This is a genomic window from Variovorax sp. JS1663 (assembly GCF_002157355.1).
Taxonomy (GTDB): Bacteria; Pseudomonadota; Gammaproteobacteria; order Burkholderiales; family Burkholderiaceae_C; genus Variovorax.
In genome coordinates this window covers 49,942-64,705 of sequence record NZ_LYMK01000040.1, presented here as the reverse complement: position 1 = coordinate 64,705, position 14,764 = coordinate 49,942, and the positions used below count along the sequence as shown (strand labels likewise).

General features: G+C 72.5%; 12 protein-coding genes. 5 read left to right on the top strand and 7 right to left on the bottom strand.

Translation table 11 applies throughout. The features are described from left to right. From A8M77_RS26645 to A8M77_RS26630, 4 genes are all read left to right on the top strand, one after another. Positions 1 to 2,349, top strand: a 2,349-nt coding sequence (locus tag A8M77_RS26645) for an acyl carrier protein (RefSeq protein ID WP_238136977.1), incomplete at its 5' end; no start/stop codon positions are given. Positions 2,350 to 2,501: 152 nt separating this feature from the next. Next, a complete protein-coding gene (locus A8M77_RS26640; protein WP_086924539.1) occupies positions 2,502 to 3,218 on the top strand; it encodes a 4'-phosphopantetheinyl transferase family protein in 717 nt (238 codons plus the stop codon). Continuing rightward, positions 3,215 to 4,021 carry a serine aminopeptidase domain-containing protein gene (locus tag A8M77_RS26635; protein ID WP_238136976.1) on the top strand — a complete coding sequence of 269 codons (807 nt, stop codon included), beginning with the start codon at positions 3,215 to 3,217 and terminating at the stop codon, positions 4,019 to 4,021. The genes A8M77_RS26640 and A8M77_RS26635 overlap by 4 nt, the downstream gene beginning before the upstream one ends. Then, on the top strand, positions 4,014 to 4,958 hold the full coding sequence (locus tag A8M77_RS26630; RefSeq protein WP_086924538.1) for an alpha/beta hydrolase: 945 nt from the start codon (positions 4,014 to 4,016) through the stop codon (positions 4,956 to 4,958). The genes A8M77_RS26635 and A8M77_RS26630 overlap by 8 nt, the downstream gene beginning before the upstream one ends. Positions 4,959 to 4,981: 23 nt before the next feature. Here A8M77_RS26630 and A8M77_RS26625 read toward each other — a convergent pair whose 3' ends face one another. Further along, complete coding sequence (locus A8M77_RS26625; RefSeq protein ID WP_086924537.1) at positions 4,982 to 5,881, bottom strand: GlxA family transcriptional regulator; 900 nt, start codon at positions 5,879 to 5,881, stop codon at positions 4,982 to 4,984. Here A8M77_RS26625 and A8M77_RS26620 point away from each other — a divergent pair. Beyond that, positions 5,880 to 6,887, top strand: coding sequence for an SLAC1 anion channel family protein (locus A8M77_RS26620; protein ID WP_086924536.1), 1,008 nt, complete (start codon positions 5,880 to 5,882; stop codon positions 6,885 to 6,887). The two genes, A8M77_RS26625 and A8M77_RS26620, sit on opposite strands and share 2 nt — an antisense overlap. A gap of 16 nt (positions 6,888 to 6,903) precedes the next feature. On the opposite strand, the gene A8M77_RS26615 is transcribed toward A8M77_RS26620, so the two are convergent. From A8M77_RS26615 to A8M77_RS26590, 6 genes are all read right to left on the bottom strand, one after another. Then, positions 6,904 to 7,176, bottom strand: coding sequence for a hypothetical protein (locus tag A8M77_RS26615; protein WP_086924535.1), 273 nt, complete (start codon positions 7,174 to 7,176; stop codon positions 6,904 to 6,906). 116 nt (positions 7,177 to 7,292) lie between these two features. Next, a complete protein-coding gene (locus A8M77_RS26610; protein ID WP_272947455.1) occupies positions 7,293 to 8,822 on the bottom strand; it encodes a DHA2 family efflux MFS transporter permease subunit in 1,530 nt (509 codons plus the stop codon). A gap of 10 nt (positions 8,823 to 8,832) precedes the next feature. Then, positions 8,833 to 10,008 carry an HlyD family secretion protein gene (locus tag A8M77_RS26605; protein WP_086924534.1) on the bottom strand — a complete coding sequence of 392 codons (1,176 nt, stop codon included), beginning with the start codon at positions 10,006 to 10,008 and terminating at the stop codon, positions 8,833 to 8,835. Positions 10,009 to 10,028: 20 nt separating this feature from the next. Beyond that, entirely contained in the window at positions 10,029 to 11,480 is a 1,452-nt protein-coding gene (locus tag A8M77_RS26600) for an efflux transporter outer membrane subunit (RefSeq protein WP_086924533.1), read from the bottom strand. A gap of 40 nt (positions 11,481 to 11,520) precedes the next feature. After that, on the bottom strand, positions 11,521 to 11,739 hold the full coding sequence (locus A8M77_RS26595; protein ID WP_086924532.1) for a hypothetical protein: 219 nt from the start codon (positions 11,737 to 11,739) through the stop codon (positions 11,521 to 11,523). A gap of 117 nt (positions 11,740 to 11,856) precedes the next feature. Then, positions 11,857 to 14,712, bottom strand: coding sequence for an ATP-binding protein (locus tag A8M77_RS26590; RefSeq protein WP_086924531.1), 2,856 nt, complete (start codon positions 14,710 to 14,712; stop codon positions 11,857 to 11,859). Positions 14,713 to 14,764: the final 52 nt, after the last annotated feature.

Here is a 14,764-nt window from a genome sequence, read left to right as displayed (position 1 = left end):
TTCCAGGTCAAGGTGCGCGGCTACCGCATCGAGCTGGGCGAGATCGAGGCGCGCTGCAACGAGATCGAGGGCGTGGCGCGCAGCCTGGTCGTCACGCGCGAGGACCAGCCGGGCGACGTGCGCCTGGTCGCCTACCTCACGCCCTCGCCGGGCGCCACGATCGACCTGGCCGCGCTCGACCGCCACCTGCGCGCCCGCCTGCCCCAGTACATGGTGCCGCAGCATGTGGTGACGCTGGACGCCTTCCCGCTGCTGCCCAACGGCAAGGTGGACCGCAAGGCCTTGCCCAAGCCCAGCGCCACGCACAAGGACGACGGCGAACGCCTGGCCCCGCGCAACGAGCGCGAGGCGCTGGTGCTCAAGACCATGGAGCAGGTGCTCAACCTGCCGGGCCTGGGCATCCGCGACGACTTCTTCTCGCTGGGCGGCCATTCGCTGCTGGCGGCGCGGCTGACCACGCTGCTCTCCCGCGAGCTCGACCTCACGGTGCCGCTGCGCCTGCTGTTCGAGGCACCGACCGCCGAGCGCCTGGCCGCCGCCATCGAGGCCCTGGACGGCAGCGGCGTGCCGCGCAGCGCGCCGATCGCCCACGTGCCGGACCGCACCAGCGCGCCGCTGACGCCGATGCAGGATCGCATCCGCTTCGTCGAGGAGCTGCATCCGGGCCGGCCGACCTACAACGCCCCATCCGCGCACCGCCTCGGCGGGCCGCTGGACGTGGCCAAGTTCAAGGCCGCGCTGGCCATCATGATCGAGCGCCAGCCGTCGCTGCGCACCGCCGTCGGCCCGCATCCGCAGAGCGGCGAGCCGGTCGCCCTGATCGCGCCGCGGGTGGCCTACGAGCTGCCGGTGATCGACCTGGGCCACCTGCCAGAGGACCAGCGCGAGACCGAGCTGGTCGAGCGCATGCACGAGCTGGCCGACAAGCCGATCGACATCCACAAGGCACCGATGTTCCACGCGGCGCTGTTCCGCATCGCCGACGACGACCATGCCTTCGTGTTCGTGCCGCACCACCTGGTGTGGGACGGCTGGTCCTTCGACGTGCTGCAGAGCGAGCTCTCCACCATCTACGGCGCGCTGGCGCGCGGCCAGGACCATGGCCTCCCAGCACTGGCGGTGACCCACGGCGACTACGCCGACTGGTACGCCAAGTGGCTGACCGAGCCCGAGTTCGACGCGCAGCTGCGCTACTGGAAGGACCGCTTCGCCAACTCGCCCACGCCCAAGGCGCCGCGCCCCGACATGCCGCGCAAGGCCGGCATGAGCGGCCAGGGCGGCGCGCACTGGATCACGGTCGAGCGGCAGCTCGCCGAGCGCCTGCGCGAGATCGGCCAGCGCAACGACGTCACGCTGAACATGCTGACGCTGGGCATCTACATCCTGATGATGAGCAGCATCGTCGACAGCCGCGCCATCGTGATCGCCACCCCGGTGCGCGGCCGCGAGGCGCCCGAGCTGGAGCCGGTGATGGGCTTCTTCAACAACGTGCTGCCGCTGTCCTTCCAGGTCGACCCCGGCCTGCGCTTCGGCGAGTTCATGCGCTACGTCCGCCAGGAGCTGATCGCGGTGATGAGCCACCAGCAGATCCCCTTCGAGCGGCTGGTGGAGGAGCCCGAGTTCAAGGAGCGCGCCCAGGGCGTGGGCCTGTACCAGGCACTGTTCTCCTTCCAGGACGCACGCGAGCGGCCGCGCGACATCGGCGGACTCACGCACCGGCAGATGCACCTGCCGCAGCGCGGCGCGACCGACGACCTCGGCATCTGGCTGATGGACAAGCCGCACGGCCTGGAAGGCGCGGTGGTCTACAACGCCGACATCTACAAGCGCGAGACCGGCGCCGCCTTCAAGGAGCGCTACATGGAGCTCCTGCAGAAGGTGGCGCAGCGGCCCGACGCGACGCTGGCCGAGCTCTCCTCGCCCGAGGGCTCGGACAGCGCGGTCTACCTGCAGCGCCTGGCTGCCGCCGACGCGCCCACGCCCACCGCGGCGGAAACCGTGGCCGCGCGGCCGGCGCAGCCGCAGGTGCTGCTGCTGCCCGAGCAGGCCAAGCTCGCGCAGATCTGGGCCAGCGCCCTTGCCATCGACGTCAACGACATCCGCGCCAACGACAACTTCTTCGACCTTGGCGGCGACTCGCTGCTGGCGATGCGCGTGGTGCAGCAGGCCGAGCAGGTGATGGGCTTCCGCGTGGAGCCGCGGCGCTACGTGTTCGAGAGCCTGGGGCAGCTGGCCTCGTCCGCCGCCGGCACGGCGATCGACACCGCCGCGGCGGCGGCAGCCTCCGTCGACAACGGCGCCAAGCGCGGCGGCCTGCTGGGCCGCGTGCTGGGCTGGGGCCGCAAATGAAACTCTCCCCCAGGCTTCCCTCGCCACGCGAGGTCCGCCAACCCCCTCACCGGGGGCGCACCCAGCGGCCCGGCAAAGCCGGCTCCGCGGGTGCTCCCGAACGGGCCAGCTTCGCGGCCTGCGTAAGTCGTGCGTCGCCATAGAACACTGCCATGACGATCCAGCAGCTCCCTCCCTCTGCCCACTGCCGGCTCTGGCTGGTGGACCTGGACGCCACGCCGGCGCCGCAGGCCGTGGCTTCCCTGTCGGAATCGGAATGGGAGCGCGCCCGGCGCTTCGTCTTCAAGCGCGACCGCAACCGCTTCATCGCCGCCCACGCGGCGCTGCGCGAGACGCTGGCCTCGCAGTGCGGCATTCCGGCCTCGATGCTGGAGTTCCAGCTCGGGCCCTTCGGCAAGCCGGTGCTGGTCGAGGGCGGGCTGCATTTCAACCTGAGCCACAGCCAGTCGCTGGCGCTGATCGCGGTCTGCGACCAGGCCGAGGTCGGCGTGGACCTGGAGCTGCTGCGCCCGATGCCCGATGCCGAGGCGCTGGCCGAGACCTACTTCAGCGCCTGCGAGCGCCGCGCGCTGGCCGCGCTGCCGCCCGAGGCGCGCGAGCGTGCCTTCCTCTGCTGCTGGACCCGCAAGGAGGCCTGCCTCAAGGCCACCGGCATGGGCCTGTCGGTGGACACCCGCAGCTTCGAGGTGGGCGTGTTGCCCGAGGCGCGCGAGGTGCACATCGGCACCGGGGACGACCTCGTGCGCCTGGCGCTATCCTCCTTCCATGACGTCCAGGGCGCGCAGTGCGCCGTGGCCCGCCTGCTGGCCCGCGAGGCCGCGACAGCGGCGCCGCAGCGCCCCCTGGTCGAGCAAGAGATCTGCGTATGACACCGATGCTCTTCGGCCCGGCCTCCAGGCAGCTGTTCGGGCTTTACCACGCGCCGGAGCGGGACAGCCAGCTCGCGGTGCTGATCTGCATGCCGCTGGGCCAGGAGGCCGTGCGCGGGCACCGGCTGTTCCGCGTGCTGTCGGACCGGCTCGCGCGCGCCGGCGTCGCCGTGCTGCGCTTCGACTACCACGGCAGCGGCGATTCGCCCGGCGAGGACACCGACGGCGATCTCGAAGGCTGGCGGCGCGACGTCTGCACCGCCCACGAGGAGCTGCGCCGCCGCGCCGGAAACCGCCGCATCCTCTGGCTCGGCGCACGCCTGGGCGCGAGCCTGGCCGTGATGGCCGCCAAGAGCGGACGCTGCGACCCGACGCGACTCATCCTGTGGGACCCGATCGTGGACGGCACGCGCTACCTGGAGACGCTGCGCGCCGGCCACGTGGACGCGCTGGAGCGCTCCTTCTGCGTGCCCGACCCGGACTGGCGGCGGCGCCTGGCGCGCGATCCGGACGCCTTCACCGAAGAGATCTTCGGCTTCGGCGTGTCGCCGCTGATGCGCCAGCAGCTGCGCGCGCTGTCGCCCGATACACTGCAGCTGACCGCGCTGCACGAGACGGTGGTCCTCGCCGACGCGGAGGACCAGGCAGCCCATCATTGGGCGGGCAAGGAGACGGCCCGCCACATGCCGCTGCGGATCTCGGCATTTCAGCACCCGCTGATCTGGACCTCCGATCCGCATCCCAACAATGCCATGGTCCCCACCGAGGCGTTGCAACGTCTGCTGGCAGAAGTTCATGAATGACTACAAAGAGACACCCGTCCAGTTCGGGCCCGACGGCTCGCTGATCGGCATCATCACCACGCCGGCCGACGGCCCGCTGGCGCCCGTGGCCTGCCTCATGCTGAACATGGGCGCCAACCACCGCATCGGGCCGCGTCGCATCAACGTCAAGCTGGCGCGGCAGATGGCGGCACGCGGCATCAGCAGCGTGCGGCTCGACCTGGCCGGACTGGGCGACAGCGGCCCGGCCAGCGGCTCCGAGCATTTCCTGACGCAGGCGGTGCTGGACCTGCAGGCGGCGATGAACCTGATCCAGACCATGCTGGGCGTGCGCCGCTTCATCGTGATCGGGCTGTGCTCCGGCGCCACCAACGGCCTGTCGCTGGCGGTGGCCGATTCGCGCGTGGTGGGCCTCCTGATGTTCGACGGCTACGCCTTCCCCGGCCGCCGCGCGCAGCTGGAGCGGCAGTTCCGACGTGCATTGGCCGTGCCCACCAATCCCGCGGTGATCGGCAAGACCGTGCGCTGGCTGCAGCGCAAGTTCTCCGCCAAGGCAGCGGCAGCGGCCGCGCCGCACATCTTCGAGCCGGATCCGCCGGAGGTCACGGCCGCGGTGTTCCGCCGGTCGATGACGCAGGTGGCGGAGCGCAACGTCGCGGTGCTGCTCTTCTACACGGGCACCATGCATGTGGTCGACCGCGGGCGCGACCAGCTCGGGCCCTTCGCCCACGAGGACTTCACCCAGCGCTTCGAGTACCGCTTCATCGGCGACATCGACCACAGCCTGACCTCGATGGCATCGCAGCAGACCTTCATGGACGTGGTGTGCGACTGGGCGCTGCGGGTGGTGCAGGGCGCGACCAGCGTGGCCGCCTCCCCCACCTCGGCGACCCGCGGCGGCCAGCCCATCGGCAGCCGCACGGCGACGGGGGCCTTGCAGCACGATCCGGTGCTTTAGCGGGCCGGACGATCCGGAGGCCCCTAGCGCACGAAGCGCCGCCGGTACTCCCCCAGCGTCACCCCCAGCCGACGCGCGAAGGCGCGCCGGAACCCATCCACGTTCGCATAGCCGACCGCATCGGCCAGCCGCTTGACCGGCAGGTCCGATTCCTCCGCCAGCCGGCGGGCCGCGTCGATGCGGGCGTTCTCGACGAACTCGGCCGGCGTGGTGCCGGTCTCGCTGCGGAACACGCGCGCGAAGTTGCGCTCGCTCATGCCGGCCCGGGCGGCGAGCGTGGGCACCGAGAGGTCGTCCCTGAGGTGCGCGAGCACGTGGTCCTGCAGGGCGCGCATGGCGGAGCGCTCGGCGGTCTGCGCCGCCAGGTGGGCGCTGAACTGGCTCTGCCCGCCCGGGCGCTTGAGGAACATCACCAGCTCGCGCGCCACGCGCAGGGCCAGCTCGCGGCCGTGGTCCTCCTCCACCATCGCCAGGGCCAGGTCCATGCCGGCGGTTACGCCGGCCGAGGTAAAGAGCTTGCCGTCCTTCAGATAGATCGCATCGGGCTCCACGCGTGCCCGCGGACAGGCCGCGGCCAGGCGCGCGGTCGAGTTCCAGTGGGTCACCACGCGCTTGCCGTCCAGTAGGCCCGCGGCGGCGAGCACGAAGGCACCGGTGCAGACCGACCCATAGCGGCGCACCGTCCGGGCCTGGCGCCGCAGCCACGCGTGGAGTTCGGCGCCGCCGGCCATCTCGTCGATGCTGGGGCTGCCGGCCACCAGCAGCGTGTCGATCGTCCCGCGCTGGTTGCGGACCGTGGCGTCGACCGCCAGGCGCAGGCCACTGCTGCTCTTGAGCAGGCCTTCCTCGATGCCGATCACCTGCACCTGGTAGGCGCGCGGCCGGCCCAACTGGCGCCCGGCCTCCGCAAAGACGTCGCCCATGCAAGCCTCTCCCCTGACCCTTCCTGCCGACGCCACCCGCCAAGCGCCCGCGCAAGGCTCCATCCGCAACCTGCCGGTCAACCTGTTCGCCTCGGTCATGGGACTGTCGGGGCTGGCACTGGCGTGGCGCCTCGCGCACGGCAGCCTGGGCGCGCCGGCCTTCGTCGGCGAGGCGATCGGCACCCTGGCGCTGGGGGTGTTCGTGCTGCTCGCGCTGGGCTACCTGGTCAAGGCTGCCAAGCATCCCGAGGCCGTGCGTGCGGAGTTCAGCCACCCGGTCGCGGGCAACTTCTTCGGCACCATCGCGATCTCGGTCCTGCTGCTCTCGGCCGTCATCGCACCCTACGGCGCGGCCGCCGCGAAGGTGGTATGGACATTGGGGGCGCTGCTGACCCTCGGGCTGGGTCTTGTCGTCGTCTCGCGGCTGCTGCGCGGCGGGACGGACAGCGCGCACATGGTCCCCGCCTGGATCATTCCGGGCGTGGCGACGCTCGACATCCCTGTCACCGGCGCACAGATGCCCATGGCCTGGGCCGGCGAGATCAACCTGCTCGCAGCGGGGGTGGGCACGGTGCTCGCGCTGGTGCTGGTGCTGCTCACGCTCATCGTCAAGCGGCCGGCGCACCACGCGCCGCTGGCGCCGCTCATGACGCCCTCGCTGATGATCCTGGTCGCGCCCTTCGCGGTGGGCTTCCTGGCCTACACCAACCTCGTCGGCGAGGTCGACCGCTTCGCCGCCCTGCTCTTCTACTTCGCGCTCTTCATGTTCGTGGTGGTGGCACCCAGGGTGTTCCGGCCCGGCGTGCCCTTCTCGCCCGGATGGTGGGCCATCAGCTTCCCGATGGCGGCACTGGCCAACGCAGCGCTGAAGTATGCGCAGGCCCAGTCGACCTGGCCGCTGTGGGCGATCGCCGAGCTGCTGCTGGCGGGCCTGAGCGTGGCGCTGGCGGTGCTGACGGTGCGCACGCTGCGCATCACCCTGGACGGCCGGCTCCTGGCAGGTTGAGCCCCGAGGATCGGTGCTACTGCACGAACATCAGCAGCAGCCGCTGCGCATCGTGCTCCGCGTCGCCCAGCGCATCGTCGGCGGTGGCGCGCAGCTCGCAGCACACGTGCACCACACGGTCCTGCGAGGCCTCCCGGATCTTCACCACGCCGGACCACCAGCCGCCGTGCCGCTGGCAGTCGATCAGCATGGTCTGGCCATGGGCCTGCGCGAAGACCTCCAGGCGCCGGAGCCGCCTCTCGGGGCGGCGCCAGCGGCGCAGGGAAGAATGGAGCAGTGCGGTGAACATGGTGGAGTAATTGGTTTTATTGAAGCGCTGAGCGGCCGCGCATGGAAGTGGCGAAAGTCACATTTCGCGGTGGGGCTCCAACGATCGCGCCAAACCGTGCAAAAAGAGACGTTCCTTCAGTGGCCCGCCTGCGACATGTCGATCGTGCGCGTGGGCCGCTTCGCCAGCCAGATGAAGAAGGCCGAGGCACAGAAGACCAGCGCCACCATCAGCATCACCTGGTTGGTCGCCAGCATCACGGCCTGCCCCTGGACCAGGTTGTCGAGCATCTGGCGCGCCGCGTCCGGCGACAAGCCCGACTGGGCCAGCGCGCGGGCCGTCTCGCCACCGCGGTCGACGATGCCGGCGAGCTCCTCGTGGCGGTAGGCGGTCTCGTCCTCCCAGACGGTGGTGACCACCGAGGTCGCGACCGCGCCCGACAGCGTGCGCAGGAAGTTCTGCAGGCCGGCGGCCGAGGCGGTCTCGTGCTCCTCCACGCTGCCCAGCGCCAGCGCCGTCAACGGCACGAAGAAGAAGGGCAGGCCGAAGCCCATCACGATCAGCGGCACGGCGATCTGCCAGTAGGTCATGTCGGTGGTGGCGACCGCGCGCAGCACGGTCACGCCGGCCAGCCACAGCAGGCCGCAGAAGACCAGCCGCCGTGGGTCGACCTTGGCGATCAGCATGCCGGCGATGGGCGCCGCAGCCACGGCGAGCACGCCGCTCCAGGCGGTGGCAAGGCCGGCCCAGGTCGCGGTGTAGCCCATGTAGCTCTGCAGCCAGAGCGGCGTGAGCACGTTGACGCCGAACACCGCGCCGAAGCCCAGGCCCAGCGTCAGCACCGCGGCGGCGAAGCCGCGGTGGCGGAACACGCGCAGGTCGACGATCGGGTGGCGCTCGGTCAGCTCCCAGATCAGGAAGGCGCAGAAGCCGACGGCCGCAACCACCGCCAGCGCGCGGATCAGCGCCGAGGAGAACCAGTCGTGCTCCTTGCCCAGGTCCAGCATCAGCTGCAGCGCGGTGACGAAGACGATCAGGATCGCCAGGCCCACCTTGTCGATGGGGGCGCGCACGCGCGCCTCCTCGTAGCGCCGCAGCATGCGCCAGGCGACCGGCGCGCACAGGATCGCCAGCGGCACGTTGATGAAGAAGATCACCGGCCAGGCATAGCGGTCGCACAGCCAGCCGCCTAGGATGGGGCCGAGGATGGGCGCCACCAGCGTGGTCATGGCCCACAGCGCGGTGGCGGCCGCGGCCTTCTCCCTGGGGAAGATGCGCAGCAGCAGCGTCTGCGACAGCGGCATCAGCGAGCCGCCCGACAGCCCCTGCAGGATGCGCCCGGTCACCAGCATGCCCAGCGAGGTGGACAGCCCGCACACGGCGGAGAACAGCCCGAACAGCGCCATCGCGCTGACGAAGACCCGCACTGCGCCGAAACGCCCGGCCAGCCAGCCCGTCAGCGGCACGACGATGGCCTCGGCCACCGCGTAGGAGGTGATGACCCAGGTGCCCTGGCTGCTGCTGATGCCCAGGCTGCCGGCGATGCTGGGCACCGAGACATTGGCGATGGTCATGTCGAGCACCGCGATGAAGTTGGCCGCGGCCAGCACGACGGCCGCGAGCCAGAGCATGCCGCCCTGCAGCGGCTGGGGGTGGTGAGCGGACATGGCCAGTCCCTCAGTGGCCGGTGCCGCGCGTGTCGATGGTGGCCGTCATCGACAACCCCACCTGCAGCGGCCGCGCCGCGAGCTCGTCCGGGTCCAGCCACACGCGCACCGGCACCCGCTGCACGACCTTGATCCAGTTGCCGGTGGCGTTCTGCGCCGGGATGGTGGCGAAGCTGGAGCCGGTGCCGCCGGCCAGGCCGGCGACCACGCCGTGGTAGGTGACGGCGCTGCCGTACAGGTCGGACTTCAGCTCCACCGCCTGGCCGATGCGCACGCGGTCGAGCTGCACTTCCTTGAAGTTCGCGTCCACGTGCACCTGCGCCACCGGCACCACCGACAGCAGGGCGGCGCCCGCCTGCACCTGCTGGCCCACCTGCACCGTGCGGCGCGCGACCACGCCGTCGATGGGCGCGCGGATCACGGTGCGCTCGAGGTTGACGCGGGCCTGGTCGCGGCGCGCACGCGCGAGGGCGACCTCGGGGTTGCTGTCCTCGGTCGCGTCGGCGATCAGCACCGCGTTGGCCTCGCGCGAGCCGATGGCGGCCTGGTGCGTGGCCCGCGTCTGCGCGGCCTGGGCCTGCGCGGCGGCGAGGTTGGCGCGCGCGGTCTCGAAGGCGTTGCGGGCCCTGGTCAGCTCGTCGCCCGAGACGGAGCCGGAGCCGGCCAGCGCGGCGCGGCGCTTCAGGTCGATCTCGGCGCGCTCGAAGTCGGCCTGGGCGGCGGCCACCTGGGCGGCGGCGCGCTTCTCCTCGGAGGCGCGCGCGGCGATCTGCGCGGCCAGGCTGTCGTCGTTGGCCACGTAGCCGCGAACGCGGCGCACGGCGCGGCCGAGCTCGGCCTCGGCCTGGGCCAGCGCGAGCACCGCATCGGTGTCGTCGAGCTGCACGATCACCTCGTCCTTCCGCACCGGCTGGGTGTCGGACACCCGCACCTCGCGGACGATGCCGCCCACGGCCGGCGTGACCTGCGCGGTCTCGGCCGCCGTGTAGGCGTTGTCGGTGGAGACGAAGTGCGAGGCGTAGAAGCGCTCGTAGGCCCAGAAGGCGCTGCCGGCGGCGAGCACGGTCGCGCCGAGGGCGACGAAGAGGCGCCGGCGGCGCACCCGGTTGCGCTGGTCGGTCTGGATCTCGGCCTCGACTTCCGTCTTGGCGACGGCTTCGAGGAACTCGGTTTCGTTCTTGGACATGGTCGGACTCCTTGGAATGTTCAGGGTTGGGGCGCTGCGTAGCCGCCGCCGAGCGCGCGCACCAGCGCGACGTCGAGCGCGAACGAGCGCGACTGCAGGTCGCTCTGGGTGCGCAGGTTGGCCAGCAGGCTGTCTTCGGCGTTCAGCACGTCGAGGTAGGTCGCGAGGCCGCCCTCGTAGCGCTCCTGCTGGATGCGCCAGGCCTCGCGCGCCGCGTCCACCGCCTCGCCGGTCTTGTCCAGTTGCGCGCCGATGGCGCGCTGGCTCACCGCCGCGTCGGCCACCTCCTGCAGCGCCTGGACCAGGATGCGCTCGTAGTCGGCCACGGCCTGGGCATGGCCCGCGTCGGCGCTGCGCAGCTGCGCCCGGAGCCGGCCGCCGTCGAAGATCGGCAGCGAGACGGCCGGGCCGATGCTGCCGATGCCCGAGCCGCTCTTCGTGAGCATGTCCAGGCCCAGCGACTGCACGCCGATGAAGGCGACCAGGTTGACGTTGGGATAGAAGGCGGCCTCGGCCTGGTCGATGCGCCTGGCCGCCGCCTCGGCGCGCAGGCGCGCGGCGGCGAGATCGGGCCGGCGGCCCAGCAGCTCGGCCGACAGCTGCGCCGGCAGGCCGAAGGGCTGGGCGAGCCGGACCGCCGGGCGCGCGATCGCGAGGCCGCGGTCGGGACCGGCGCCCATCAGCGCGGCGATGCGGTTCCTCTGCAGCGCGAGTTGCTCGCCGATGGCCAGCAGTTCGGCCTCGGCGGCCGCGCGGCGCGCATCGACCTGGCGCACGCTGCCGCGGATCTCCAGCCCATGCGTGAAGCGGTCGCCGAACAGGGTGGCGGTCCGGCTGCGCACGCCGAGCGCAGCCTGCGCGGTCTCCAGCGCGGCGTGCTGGCGGGCCAGCTCGGCATAGGCCGAGGCGATGGCGGTCGCGAGCACCAGGCGGGCCTGCGCGACGTCGGCCAGCGCGGCGTCCGCCTCCGAGGTGGCCGCGGCCAGCGCGGCGCGCTGGCGGCCCCAGAGGTCCAGGTCCCACGAGAGGTCCAGCGTGGCTCGGCCGTAGCCGTGCCAGCCGGAGGGCGTGGCCGAGGCCGGGCTCAGGTAGTTCTCGCTCTGCTTCTGCGCGCTGACCGAGGCGTTGGCCGTGAGCTGCGGTGCGCGCGCGGCGGCGGTGCTGTCGGCCAGCGCCTGGGCCTGGCGCAGGCGGGCCTGGGCCACGGCGACGGAGGGCGCGCCCTGCAGGGCCTCGGCGATCAGCGCGTCGAGCTGGGGGTCGCCGTAGGCCGTCCACCAGGCGTCCTGCGGCCAGGGCCTGGTGTCGGCGGTGAAGGCCTGGCTGCTCGCGTAGTCCCCGCCCGCCTTGATGGCCGGCGCCGGCTCGCGCGAAGGCAGGCCGGCGCAGGCCGCGAGCGAGAGGACGCAGGCGAGCGCCAGCAGGGGCCGGACGGCGCGCGGCGCGGGGGTTTGCGGGGGGCGGGTGAACATGGGGATCTCCGTGGTGCGGGTGGTTCGGTTGCTCAGTCGCTCAGTTGTCCTCGCGCAGGCTTCCCGCGGCGCCGCCGCCGGCCGCGTCGCGCGCCAGGCCGGCCAGCAGTTCCTCGACGCTGGCGAAGCGGAAGCTGTGGCCGGAGGCGATGTTCTCGAGCCGGCCACAGAGCTGGCCGCGCCCGGGTGCGGCATCGCGGTGCAGCTTGAGCACGTAGCTCAGGCTGCTCGGGTAGTGCGGGTGCTGATCGAGGGTCATCGTTGAAGCCGTGCTGGACTGGCCTCAACGGTAGGCGCGCCGCGCCCCGGCGTCGTTCGGGAACGGTCGGCGTTCGGTCGGGTTTGGGTCCGGATTCAGTCCGAACGCGCGGACGATTCAGGCGGCCAGCAGGGCGCGGGCCCGGGCGGCGAGCGGGGTGTCGTGGCCTTCCGGCAGGGTCGCGAACAGGCGCGCCAGCGCGTCGCGGTCATCGGCGGTGGCGTCGGGCTGCCCGCACAGCGCGACCTGCGCCACCATCGCCAGCCACAGCGATTGCTGGGCCAGCGCCTCGCGCGTTGCCGAGCGCATCGCGGCCAGGCCGGTTTCGCGCTCACCGTGCGCGAGCGCCAACCGCCCCTCGAGCAGCAGCAGCTCGGGCCGGTACGTGGTCTCGCCGATGCGCCCCGCCAGGGCGAATGCTTCGTCCAGTCGTGCCCGCGCGTCGGCCAGTCGGCCGGCCTGCAGCAGCGCCGCCGCGGCATGGCCGAGGATGGTCGTGCTGCCGCCGCCCGCACGACCTCGCTCCGCCTGCATCTGGAACGCCTCCACCATCAGGGCGTGGCCGAGTTCGGGCTGACCGGTCTGCGCCAGCGCCCAGCCGCGCATCCAGCGGCCCGGCGCGGCGCCCTCGGGGAAGGCGTTGTCCTCGGCGGCCTTGAGCAGCGCATCGGCGATCTCCAGCACGCGCGCGGGCCGCTCCAGGTACATCTCCACGCTGCCGTCGAAAGCCATCGCGAGCATCTTGGCGAAGGGCTGCCCCACCGCGGCGGCCCGCGCCTCGGCCGCGCGCGCCTCGGCCCGCGCCTGGTCGACGCGGCCCACGAGCAGCAGGGCCACCGAGAGGCGCGCATGCATTGCCACGCCGAGGTCGACGACGAAGGGCACGTAGGACACGCGCTCGGCGAAACCGGCGAACACCTCCAGGCCCCGATGCAGGCGCTCCAGGCCGGCGGCCAGTTCGCCCTGCAGGCACAGGGTGGCGCCCAGCAGGTTGCAGGCCGCTGCTTCCAGCACCGGGTCCTGCCGCTGCGCCGCCAGCGCTTCCACGCGCGCGGCCTGGGCCCGGGCACCCACGTAGTCGCCGCGGGCGTAGAGCACCCAGCCCAGGCCCATTTCGAGCGCGCGCGAAATGTGGCTCGGCACGGCTCCGCACAGGGCCTGGATGCGCTCGTAGACCGCGACCGCAGTCGGCGCGGTGATGCCCATGAGCTGCGTCGCCGCCACGCCGCGCGGGCCCAGCACCGCCATCTCGAGCGCGTCGCGCTCCTGTGCATCCGCGCAATGGGGCAGCAACGTGAGCGCGTGTGCCGTCAGGCTCATGGCCTCGGTCGGCGCGAAGTGCTGCAGCGCGTTCTCGGCCGCCTCCACGTAGTGCCGCAGGGCGGCGGCCACGTCGTGGCTGCGCTCGAAGTGCGTCGCCAGCTCCGCGGCGGCGACGGCCTGGCCCGCGGCGCGACTGCGCGCCATCGACAGCGCGATGCGCCCGTGCATCTGCGCCCGCGCCATCGCCCCGACGCGCTGGTAGAACACGTGCCGGTAGAGCGCGTGGCGAAAGGCATGGCGCGCCTCCACCACGCCATCGGCCCGGCGGCCCACGGCCGGGCGGCCGAGCCACTGCTGCCGCTGCACCAGCGCCTCGCAGCATTCGCCGACCCAGGCGGGGTCAAGCGCCAGTGCATCGGCCAGCGTCTCGGGCCGGAACTCGACCCCGCACACGCTGGCGGCCTCCAGGAGCCGGCACTGCTCCGGCGGCAGGCGTTCGATGCGCTTCTCGATCACGCCGGCCAGGTTCTCCGGCACGGGCAGGGCCGCGGCCGACGGCGTGGCGCCCAGCGCGTCCTGCGACACCAGGTCGTCGACCACGTTGACGACGAACAGCGGCAGCCCGTCGGTGTGGACATGGAGCTGCTTCACCAGCGCCTCGGGCAGGCCGGCGCCGGGCAGGCGGCGCTCGATGTAGTCGGCCACCTCGCGCTCGGAGAAGGGGTCGAGCATGATCTCGTGGCACAGGCGGTGCAGGCGCAGCTCGTGGCGCAAGCCCTTGAGAGGATGGTCCTCGGCGATCACCTCGGCCAGACGGAAGCTGGCCAGCCACATCAGCCGCGCCGGGCCGCGCCGCCGCGCGATGTGGTCGAGCAGGCGCAGGCTGGCGTCGTCGCTCCAGTGCAGGTCCTCGGTCACCAGCAGCAGCGGCCGGGACTCGGTGTGGCGATCGAGCAGTTCGCCCAGCTCGCGCAGCATGCGGTGCTGGCTGCTGCCCGCCAGCTCGCGGCGCAGCGCCTCGCGCTCGGCGTCGGTGCACAGCCAGGGCATCTGCAGCAGCCAGGTCGGCGCGACGCTGCGCATCAGCGTGACCAGGGCCGGGTCGCCGCGGCAGACGCTGCCGAGGGCTTCCAGCACGGGCAGGTAGGGCTCGCCGGCACCGAACTGCTCGACGCACTGGCCGCGCGCGCACACTGCGCCGCCGCCCAGCCCGGCGACGAAGCCGTTGATCAGCGTGGTCTTGCCGACGCCGGCCTCGCCGGCGATCCAGAACACCTGGCGCTGGCCAGCCTGCGCACGCTCCCAGGCTGCGCGCAGTTCACGAAGCGCCGCGGCGCGACCGATCAGGGGCGCGGCGTCCTCGGCGATCGCCGGACCCGCGGCCGCCTGGGCTGCCGGCGCCAGCGCGGCGACGAAGCGATAGCCGCGCCGCGCGACCGTCTCGATGCAACGCGGCTGGCGCGCGTCGTCGCCCAGCTGCACGCGCAGCTCGCTGATGGTGGTCTTGAGCACCGATTCGCTGACGTGCTGGTGGCCCCAGACCTCGTCGAGCAGGCGGTCCTTGGTGAGCAGCCGGGGCGCGTCGCGCACCAGTGCGCACAGCACGCCGAAGGCCTTGGGCGCGAGCGCGACCGGCTGGCCCTCGCGCGAGAGCCGTGCCTCGGCCTCGGCCAGCTCGAAGCGGTCGAAGCGCACCCACAGCGGATCCATGTCGCTCGCACCTCCTCCTCATCGTGCGCGCCGGAACGCCGGCGCCGCACGT